Origin of the sequence: Synechococcus sp. H55.11 (genome assembly GCF_047462475.1) — a bacterium.
GTDB lineage: Bacteria > Cyanobacteriota > Cyanobacteriia > Thermostichales > Thermostichaceae > Thermostichus.
Window position 1 is genome coordinate 1 of the sequence record NZ_JANSJI010000096.1, and the last position, 1830, is coordinate 1830.

The window sequence follows — 1830 nt, forward strand, 5'->3', positions numbered from 1 at the left end:
GAAACCTTGCGAGAGTTTATCGATGCAGAGAGTAAGCTTGAGAAAACAGCTCTAATCTTCATGGCTCCTCCAGAGTTCATTGAATCAGAACTTTTGTCCTACCATAAGTACCGAGCCTTGCAAACTCGAATTGAGAACGAGGTATATTCTCCCAATTATCCCAATCCTTGTACAACTATGGTTCAACTTCAATGAGCGCATCACTTGTAGCCCGACGAGCGATTGAAGCGCTGCGAAACGGTGTTCCCAATCCATTTGCGGTTGCAGAACTTGGCTCTTGGCAACAAGAGGTCGAAGAGAAGTTTTGGGAATTATGCAACGCCCCCAGCTTAGGGCCTGGGGGTATGCTCGTGAAGGGGGACTTTGGAACTGGTAAGTCTCATCTTCTACTAGCTCTGCAGGAAAAAGCAAAGAAGCAGGGTTTTGCCACCTCGTTGGTCGTCATCTCTAAAGAGCTGCCTCTTGGCAATCCTAGTCGCCTAATTCCCCGCATTCTTGCCGAAATCGAACTCCCTGACATGGCTGAGCGCGGGCTCCAAGGCATTGCAGGTCGTCTGCAGTACAAACAGCCTTCTTTCCAGGAGTTCCAGCTTTGGGTTAACCAATGGCGATTTGGAGAGGGCTGGTGGCCGTCTACTCTAGCTTTACACCAAAGGCTAGAGGGTGACGATGAGAGACTAGATGCTATTGTCCGCTTTTGGGCCGGTGAACCCACCCTGAGGCTCTCAGAGGTGCGGCAGAGACTTCGGGATCACGGTCTGGCAGGGGCTCACTCCGTCGGCAAGCTACCTCCTGCGGAAAGTCTGCACTGGCAGCGCCTGGCTTTTTCTGCTCAGCTATGTCGGGCCATAGGGCTCAGGGGCTTGGTGGTTTTGGTGGATGAGATCGAGCTGATTGCACAGTACAGCATCCTGCAACGGGTCAAGTCCTACCGCGTTCTTGGCCACTTGTTTGGCAAGGAAACTTTACCTGAAGAACTAAAAGCAGCTCCGCTGATTCTAGTGGGAGCAGTAACCCGCGACTTTGAGCAGTCTATCTTGCAGGAAAAAGGGGATTGGGAGAAGGCACCTGAGATGGCGCGCCAGAAGCATGTTTCTGAAGAAGCTGTAAAGGCCGGCATGGAGGCCATTCGGCGGGCTATCCCCCTCCGCTCCTGTTCGGAAGCTCAGGAGGCCATTCAAGCGATGTTGCGCAAGGTGGCGGATCTCTACCAGAAGGCCTACCCTGATTGGGTACGGCCATCACTGCCCGAGATTCCTCCTCTTTACAGCACAACTACCGTGCGGTCAATTATTCGTCGCTGGATTACTGAGTGGGATGTGCGCCGGTACTACAACCCCACCGATAAAGTTCAGATTGAGGAAGACGAAGCGACTGGACACACCCCTACGGAAGAGATCCAAGAACTGGAAGAAGAAGCTTAAGCAAGCCTAGGTGCTCCTCAAAGTTGTCTGAGTTTAGCTTAATCGGCGGGAAGCTCCGCACTGTATTGGTGAATTGTGTTGACTCAAGAGCCAATCAGTGTCGGGATGAAAGCCGTTCGTGCTTCAGTTGAAGAGATTGAGTTAAATCTCTGCAGAGCTTCCCTGACTGGTTTCCGCCGTGGGTCGCACGGTGGCAGCACGCTGAGACTTCTGTGCAAACAAGTCTGGGAAGCGTGAAGCCCGTACGCTATCTGTTCGCGCAGTGTGGCGTAAGCCATGTTGTGTTTACTCAACGAAGAGGAGTGTCGGGAGTCGTTCACCACCTAGCTCGCAGCGACTGCTCAACGCTGGAAGGGATTTTGGTAGGGGTTGGGGCCTTGGCCCTTGTTGCGGTACTTGGGATTGA

General features: G+C 52.8%; 2 protein-coding genes. Both read left to right on the forward strand.

What is annotated here, in order from left to right; translation table 11 throughout:
- Window positions 1-195 (forward strand): hypothetical protein (locus tag NW853_RS04365; RefSeq protein WP_414347972.1); only part of this gene is annotated, 195 nt, incomplete at its 5' end.
- Window positions 168-1424 carry a BREX system ATP-binding domain-containing protein gene (locus NW853_RS04370; protein ID WP_414347975.1) on the forward strand — a complete coding sequence of 419 codons (1257 nt, stop codon included), beginning with the start codon at window positions 168-170 and terminating at the stop codon, window positions 1422-1424. The genes NW853_RS04365 and NW853_RS04370, both read left to right, overlap by 28 nt.
- Window positions 1425-1830 lie beyond the last annotated feature (406 nt).